Here is a 7,658-nt window from a genome sequence, read left to right as displayed (position 1 = left end):
CCATGGTCTGCGGCGTACTGGTGCCGCCACCGCGCAGCTCGGTGGTGACGAACACCTTGCCCTGGGCTTCCACGGCGGTGTCGTACAACGAGGCCGCATCCAGCTCGAAGAGGATCATGCTGGCGGCGGTGCCGAACAGCCGGGCGCCCTCGATGCACTTGGCTTCCTGCGCGGGGTCGGGCAGCCGGTGGGCCGCGGCGAAGGGCAGGATGTCCAGGGTCTTGCCACCGGAGTGGATATCCAAAGCGTAGTCACACAGCGGGATCAGGTAGCGCTGGAAGTAGTCGGCGATGCGCTCGGTCATGGCCCCGTGGGGGTTGCCGGGGAACGAGCGGTTCATGTTGCCCTTGTCGATCGGCGAGGTGCGACTGCCGTTCTGCACCGCCGGGTAGTTCATCGCCGGGACGATGATCACCCGGCCCTGGACGTCCTCGGCACGCAGCTCGCCGGCCAGCTTGAGCAGCGCGGTGATGCCCTCGTACTCGTCGCCGTGGTTGCCGCCAGTGAGCAGCGCGGTGGGACCCGCGCCGTTCTTCACCACGCTGATGGGGATCATGATGCAGCCCCAGGCCGACTGGTCGTGGGAGTACGGCAGCTTGAGGAAGCCGTGCTGCACACCGTCGCGCTCGAAGTCGACGGTGCTGCTGATGGTGCTTTCGCCGACCTCGGCGATAGTCGAGAGACTGGTCGCCTGCAGGTCGGATTCGGGAGAAATATTCATCTGTGCTGCACTCATCTCAAGCCTTCACGAACAGTTGGCGCGGGAAGTCGCAAAGGGTTTCCACGCCGCTTTCGGTGATCAGGATGCTTTCGGTGGTCTCCAGCCCCCAGTCGTCCAGCCACAGGCCCGGCATGAAGTGGAAGGTCATGCCCGGTTGCAACACCGTGGTGTCGCTTTCGCGCAGGCTCATGGTGCGCTCGCCCCAATCCGGCGGGTAGCTCAGACCGATCGGGTAGCCGCAGCGGTTGTCGCCGCGGTCGTAGCCGTAACGGCGCAGGGTGCTGTTCAGTTCGCGGGCGATGTCGCCGCAGGTGTTGCCCGGCTTGGCCACCGCCAGACCGGCTTCGAGCCCGGCGTTGATCGCCTCCTCGGCCTTGCGGAACGCCGCCGAGGGCTCGCCCAGGTAGACAGTGCGCGACAGCGGGCAGTGGTAGCGCTTGTGGCAGCCGGCGATCTCGAAGAAGGTGCCTTCGCCCTTCTTGAACGGCCGGTCGTCCCAGGTCAGGTGCGGCGCCGAGGCGTCCTTGCCCGAGGGCAGCATGGGCACGATGGCCGGGTAGTCGCCGAACTTGCCGTCGTGCCCGACGCAGGCGACCCGGTAGATCTCGCCGACCAGCACGTTCTTCGGCAGGCCCGGCTCGATCATCTCGATGATCGCCCGGTGCATGTTCTCGACGATACGCGCGGCGACCCGCATGTACTCGACTTCCTGCGTCGACTTGATCGCCCGGCACCAGTTGACCAGGCCGGTGGCGTCCACCAGCTGGGCCTTCGGCAGGCCACGCTGCAGCGCCTGGTGCGAGGTGGCGCTGTAGTAGTAGTTGTCCATCTCCACGCCGATCACCCCGGCGGTCCAGCCCCGGGCCGGCAGCACCTGCTCGCACAGGTAGTCGAGGGCATGGTGCGGCGGGTTCATCACATAGCGGTCGCTGTAGGAGGCGATGTCCTCCTCCGGCAGGTAGACGGTGCGGCGGGCGCCGTTGGCGTCGATGCCGCGGCCGTACCACAGCGGATTGCCGCTCTGGCCGACCACCACGCACTGCGGTGTATAGAAGGACCAGCCGTCATAGCCGGTCAGCCAGGCCATGTTCGACGGGTCGTGGACGATCAGCGTGGCGATCCCCCGCTCGACCATGGCGGCGCGCACCTTGGCCAGTCGCTGGGCGTACTCTTCACGGCTGAAATTCAACGCGATTTCACTCATGACAGCATCTCGATAACGAACGCCGTGGCGTTCAGGCCTCTATCAGCCCGCCGGGCAACAACCGGGCGGACGACATCGCTGCAATGCGCGGCGGCCATGACAGCCCTTCCCCGCACCCTCCAGGAGCCATGCCGTTCCGGCACCGCGGTCGATCGACCAGCCTGGAGAAATTGTACTGAAACCTGCTAAAGTTACCGCTACAAGTACAGGTCAATAGCGCTCGAGACCCATATTATTATCATTACAATCATCGTCAAGGAATTTATTGTTCTATGACAATTGATCTGAAGCCCTTTATCCGCTCCGGCCAACCGAAATACCTGGCCATCGGCAACGCCCTGACCGAGGCGATCAACAGCGGCGCGCTGCTGCCCGGCAGCAAGCTGCCGACCCACCGCGAGCTGGCCGAGACCCTGGGCGTCAGCGTGCAGACGGTGAGCAACGCCTATGCCCATGCGGAGAAGCAGGGCGCCATCTACGCCCAGGTCGGCAGCGGCACCTTCGTGCGCAGCCGCCACGTCAGCCACGAGTCGGACTACCTGTCCACCGACGAGCATGAGGACCCGCACCGTGGCATCGACCTGTCCACCGCCCATCCGGTGTGCACCCAGCGCCACGTCAGGCTGTACCGCGAGGGCCTGGAGCGCCTGGCCCGGGAGGGGCGCGACGACTTCATCACCTCCTTCCACCCGACCCAGGGCCTGACCCAGCACCGCGAGGTGGTCTGCACCTGGCTGGCGCAGCAGAAGATGCCGGCCAACCCCGACCACATGCTGTTCTGCAACGGCGCCGCCCACGCCCTGACGATCGCCATGGCCACCGTGCTCAAGCCCGGCGACACGGTGCTGTGCGAGCGGGAGACCTGCATGCTGCTGCTGGCGCTGGCGCAGACCCTGCACTTCAACCTCAAGGGCATCGCCACCGACGACCAGGGCCTGCTCCCGGATGCCCTGGAGGCGGCCTGCAAGCAGGGCGGCGCGCGGGTGCTGTTCTGCACCCCGACCATGAACAACCCGACCACCGACACCATGGGCCTGGAGCGCCGCCAGGCGATCGCCGAACTGGCCCGCCGCTATGACCTGACCGTGGTCGAGGACGATGTCTACGGCGCCCTGCAACCGGACCGCCACCCGCCGCTGTCGGCGCTGATCCCGGAGCGCAGCTTCTACGCCACCAGCCTGACCAAGATCACCCTGCCGGGAATGCGCGCCGGTTACCTGATCACCCCGCCGCACCTGGTGCAGCAGGCCATCGGCCGCCTGCGCAGCACCACCTGGATGGCCACCTTGATGCCCTTCGAGATCGCCAGCTGGTGGATGCAGGACGGCACCCTGGAGCGCATGGTCGCCTTCCAGCAGCAGGAGTTCGCGGCACGCCAGCAGATCGCCCGCGAGCTGCTCGACGGCTGCCGCTTCAGGGCCCATCCCAACGGCATGCACATCTGGGCCGAGCTGCCCTCCCACTGGCAGCCGGAGAAGTTCGCCCGCCGCGCACGCCAGGAAGGGGTGATGATCTTCCCCGCCGAACCCTTCCTGGCCACTGCCGACCGCAGCAACCAGCACGTGCGCATCAGCCTGGGCGCCGAGCAGAGCCGCTCGCGCCTGCAGGCCGGGCTGGCTACGCTCAACGGGCTGTTCGGCGAGACGCCGCCGCCCATGCATTTCGTGTTCTAAAACAGGGCAGAATCATTACATTCGCACAAATATGGCACACATGTACTGATTCAAATATTAATTGACATGATTTTTGACCGGGGATAAGGTCTGGCTTCCACAACAAGAACAATGTCCGTCGATTCGACGACTCGACGACTCGACGACGGGCTGGAGGTGGCTATGTCTTGGTTGCACAAGTTGGATTGGCTGCTGGAGAAGCTCGAGGCCTTCATCCTCGCCAGCGCCATCCTGCTGATGGCGCTGAACTCGGTCGGCAACGTGTTCGGCCGCTACCTGTTCAACCAGAGCATCTACTTCTCCGAGGAACTCAACCAGTTCCTCATCATCTTCGTCACCTTCGTCGGCTGCAGCTATGCCGCCCGGCATAGCCGGCACATCAGCATGAGCGCCTTCGTCGAGCAGCTGACCGGCAAGCCGGCCGCCGCCAGCCTGCTGCTGATCAACCTGCTCACCGCCGCGCTGATGCTCTGGCTGACCTGGGCGGCGATCGGCTACGTGGAGTCGGCCGCCCGCGTCGGCCGCGCCTCCTCGGCGCTGCAGATGCCGCTGCACTACATCTACCTGGTGATCCCCCTGGGGCTGGGCATGACCGGCCTGCAGTTCCTGCGCCACGCCTTCACCCAGTTGCTGGTCCTGCTCGGCCGGCGCGAGGCGCCGCCACGCCACGTCGACACCCCCCTTCCGCCGCAACCCTGAGTGCCGTCGCCATGGATATGACCACCGCCCTGCTGCTCATCATGCTGGTCCTGCTGCTGGCCGGCTTCCCCATGATGACCACGCTGCTGGCCGCCGCCGCCGCCGGCTTCACGTTCTTCTTCACCATGGGCCCGGAGTTCATCATCCAGCAGATGATCGCCGGCATCCGCCCGGCCGCCCTGGTGGCGGTGCCGATGTTCATCCTCGCCGCCGACATCATCACCCGCGGCGCCACCGCCAATCGCCTGCTGGACGTGGCCATGGCCTTCGTCGGCCACGTGCGTGGCGGCATGGCGGTGACCACGGCGCTGAGCTGCGCGCTGTTCGGCGCCCTCTCCGGCTCGACCCAGGCCACGGTGGTCGGTGTCGGCAGCATCATGCGGCCGAAGATGCTGCAACAGGGCTACAAGGACAGCTTCGCCATCTCGCTGATCATCAACGCCTCGGACATCGCCCTGCTGATTCCGCCGAGCATCGGCATGATCATCTACGGCGTGGTGTCCGGCACCTCGGTGGCCGAGCTGTTCATCGCCGGCATCGGCCCGGGCCTGCTGCTGATGACCCTGCTGGCCGGCTACTGCTACATCTACGCGCGCGTCACCGGCATCCCCAGCGGCGAGAAGTTCAGCTGGATGGAGCGGCTGGTCACCTGCCGCCGCGCGATCCTCCCGCTGCTGTTGCCGGTGCTGACCATCGGCGGCATCTACTCCGGGGTGTTCAGCCCCACGGAGGCGGCCGCGGTATCGGTGCTCTACGCGCTGATTCTGGAGGTGCTGATCTACCGTCGGGTGAAGTTCGGCGATCTGTCGTCCATCGCCCTGTCCACCGGGCTGATCACCGCCGTGGTGTTCATCCTGGTGGCGGCCGGCTCGGCGTTCTCCTGGGTGATCTCCTTCGCCCAGATTCCCCAGGCGATCCTCAGCGGCATCGGCATCATGAGCGCCTCGCCGACCGAACTGCTGATCATCATCTCGATCGCCTTCTTCCTCGGCTGCATGTTCGTCGACCCGATCGTGGTGATGCTGATCCTGGTGCCGATCTTCGCCCCGGCGGTGCGCCTGTCCGGCCTCGACCCGGTGCTGGTCGGCACCATCATCACCCTGCAGGCGGCGATCGGCTCGGCCACGCCGCCCTTCGGCTGCGACATCTTCACCGCCATCGCGGTCTTCCGCCGCCCCTACGTGGACGTGGTGCGCGGCAGCCTGCCGTTCTTCATCATCCTGCTGCTGATGTCGGTGCTGCTGATCATGTTCCCGCCGATCACCCTGTTCCTGCGCGACCTGGCGTTCCGTTAAGGCAATTACCCACAGACACAGGAAAACCCCGTTGCCGGCTCGAGCGCAATCGAGGCGGCAACGGGGTTTTTCATTCGCCGCCGACGGCGAAGTTGGGCAGGCTGTCGACCGGCTGGGCGAAGCGGAAGGGGATCGACTCTAGGGCCAGGCCGACATTGCGCTGCACCACGAAGTGCAGGTGCGGCCCGGTGCTGTTGCCGGTGTTGCCGGAGCGGGCGATCTGCTGGCCGGCGTTCACCCGGACGCCTTCGTGGACCCTGACCGAACCCTTCATCAGGTGCAGGTAGACGCCCATGGTGCCGTCGTCATGGAGGATGCGCACGTAGTTGCCGGACGGGTTGTTGCCCCGCCCGCTCTGCTGGTTCTCGGTCTTCACCACCACGCCGCTGCGCGCCGCGACGATTGGCGTGCCCTCTGGCATGGCGATGTCCAGGGCGTAGCGGCCCTTGGGCGTGAAGTGGCTGTACTTGCCGTTGGCGCCCTGGGTCAGGCGGAACGGCCCGCCGCGCCAGGGCAGCGGATAGCGCTGCTCGCTCGGCACCAGGCGCGGATCGCCGAGGGCATAGCGCAGCTTGGGGGTGTAACGCAGCGGCTGGCTGGCATCGCGCGGGGCCAGGGTGGCCAGGCGGATCTTGCTGCGCGGCGGCAGCACCCAGTTGATCGGCTCATCCGGCGCGCCGACCGCATTGGCGACATCCACCAGCTTCAGCTCGACCTGCACCGGGGCATAGAGGTCGTTGCGCACCAGCAGGGTTTCGCCGGCGGCGTGCTTGCGGGTCTCCAGCTTCACCTGGTTGTCCAGGCGCTCGACCATGCGGTCGCGGAACACGAACACCTGGGCCCCCGGCGCGGCCTGGTCGGAATAGGTGACCACGCCGTTGGCATCGGTGTACTTGTAGATGGTCAAGGCCGCAACCTGGCCGGCTGCGGACAAAAGACTGCAGAGTAGAATCAGACGCCCTAGCATAACGAACTCGGATCTTATGGCTTTTTTGATATCCGGAGTTTGGAGACTAGCAGTCCCCCATCTGTGGCGCGAGGCGAGCGACCCGGCGTTGTGAGCCAGCTCCCGCCACCGCGCCGCGCGGCGACCGGCGGCGCACTCAGGCGCCGGGGCTGAAATGCTTCTGCGCGGTGCCGCGGGCGATCAGCCGCGACAGGTAGTCGAGCTTCTGCGGATCCTGGTCGACGAAGCGCAGGGTCAGCTGCAGCCACTCGCTGTCGGGCTTCGGCTCGAAGGCGGCGACCGCATGCAGGTAGCCATTGAGCCGGGCCACTTCGCCGCCCTCGCCCTGTTCCAGATCGAGCACCACGCTCTCCAGCACCTGGGGCAGCACGCCGCCGCGCTTGACCAGCAGCAGCGCCTCCTTGAGGCTCAGCGCCTTGATCACGCAGGCCATGGTGCCGCCCGGCAGGCGCAGCTGCCCCTGGCCGCGGCCGGCGCTGATCGCCCGCGCCGCGGGCTTCGGCGGCACGGGCTGGGCGCTGGCGGCGGGTTTCGCCTCATCGCCCGCGACGGGCTTGATCACCTCGGCCTTGCCACCGGTCAGGGCGGCCAGCGAGTCGTTGGCGAAGCCACTGGCCAGGGCCTTCGGCGCCTGGGCCTGGAGGGCCTGCAGCTTGCCGGCACGACTCAGGGCCTTCTTCACCTTGGTCACCAGCTGTTCGTTGGAGAAGGGCTTGCCGATGAAGTCCGAGACCCCGGCCTGGATCGCCTGCACCACGTTTTCCTTGTCGCCGCGACTGGTGACCATGATGAAGGGGATGGCCTTCAGGGCCTCTTCCTCGCGGCACCAGCTGAGCAGCTCGAGCCCGGACATCTCGGGCATTTCCCAGTCGCAGAGGATCAGGTCGATGGCGACCCGGCCGAGCAACTGCTGGGCCTTGCGCCCGTTGATGGCTTCGTGGATCTGCACGCCCGGGAAGTGATCGCGCAGTCCCTTCTTCACCAGGTCGCGAATGAAGGTCGCATCGTCCACCACCAGTACGTTGACTTTACTCATCGGCCACTCCCCTTCGAATGGCCCCTAGCATAGTCGCGGCAGCTGGCCGCTGGCCAACCCTAA

6 protein-coding genes and 1 pseudogene are annotated in these 7,658 nt (G+C 66.4%); 3 read left to right on the top strand and 4 right to left on the bottom strand.

Annotation, left to right across the window (positions count from 1 at the left end):
* Nucleotide 1: 1 nt before the first annotated feature.
* Nucleotides 2–673: pseudogene (locus ACSX1D_RS22015) on the bottom strand (N-alpha-acetyl diaminobutyric acid deacetylase DoeB); the annotation flags it as partial.
* A gap of 64 nt (nt 674–737) precedes the next feature.
* Nucleotides 738–1,925 (bottom strand): ectoine hydrolase DoeA, encoded by a 1,188-nt coding sequence (gene doeA, locus ACSX1D_RS22010; protein ID WP_208707798.1) that lies wholly within the window; start codon nt 1,923–1,925, stop codon nt 738–740.
* 272 nt (nt 1,926–2,197) lie between these two features.
* On the opposite strand from doeA, the gene ACSX1D_RS22005 reads away from it, so the two are divergent.
* From ACSX1D_RS22005 to ACSX1D_RS21995, 3 genes are all read left to right on the top strand, one after another.
* On the top strand, nt 2,198–3,598 hold the full coding sequence (locus ACSX1D_RS22005) for a PLP-dependent aminotransferase family protein (protein ID WP_208707797.1): 1,401 nt from the start codon (nt 2,198–2,200) through the stop codon (nt 3,596–3,598).
* A gap of 162 nt (nt 3,599–3,760) precedes the next feature.
* A complete protein-coding gene (locus ACSX1D_RS22000; RefSeq protein WP_439860454.1) occupies nt 3,761–4,297 on the top strand; it encodes a TRAP transporter small permease in 537 nt (178 codons plus the stop codon).
* A 17-nt stretch (nt 4,298–4,314) separates the two neighbouring features.
* The gene (locus tag ACSX1D_RS21995) at nt 4,315–5,592 is read left to right on the top strand and encodes a TRAP transporter large permease (protein WP_208710072.1); all 1,278 of its coding nucleotides are present in this window, start codon (nt 4,315–4,317) and stop codon (nt 5,590–5,592) included.
* A gap of 70 nt (nt 5,593–5,662) precedes the next feature.
* On the opposite strand, the gene ACSX1D_RS21990 is transcribed toward ACSX1D_RS21995, so the two are convergent.
* Together ACSX1D_RS21990 and ACSX1D_RS21985 are read right to left on the bottom strand one after the other, a co-directional pair.
* Nucleotides 5,663–6,559 (bottom strand): peptidoglycan DD-metalloendopeptidase family protein, encoded by an 897-nt coding sequence (locus tag ACSX1D_RS21990; RefSeq protein ID WP_439860453.1) that lies wholly within the window; start codon nt 6,557–6,559, stop codon nt 5,663–5,665.
* Between the two features lie 136 nt (nt 6,560–6,695).
* On the bottom strand, nt 6,696–7,595 hold the full coding sequence (locus ACSX1D_RS21985) for a response regulator (protein WP_439860452.1): 900 nt from the start codon (nt 7,593–7,595) through the stop codon (nt 6,696–6,698).
* Nucleotides 7,596–7,658 lie beyond the last annotated feature (63 nt).

This window comes from Pseudomonas sp. MBLB4136 (genome assembly GCF_051904765.1).
GTDB lineage: Bacteria > Pseudomonadota > Gammaproteobacteria > Pseudomonadales > Pseudomonadaceae > Aquipseudomonas.
This window is presented reverse-complemented; position numbering and strand designations above follow the sequence as displayed.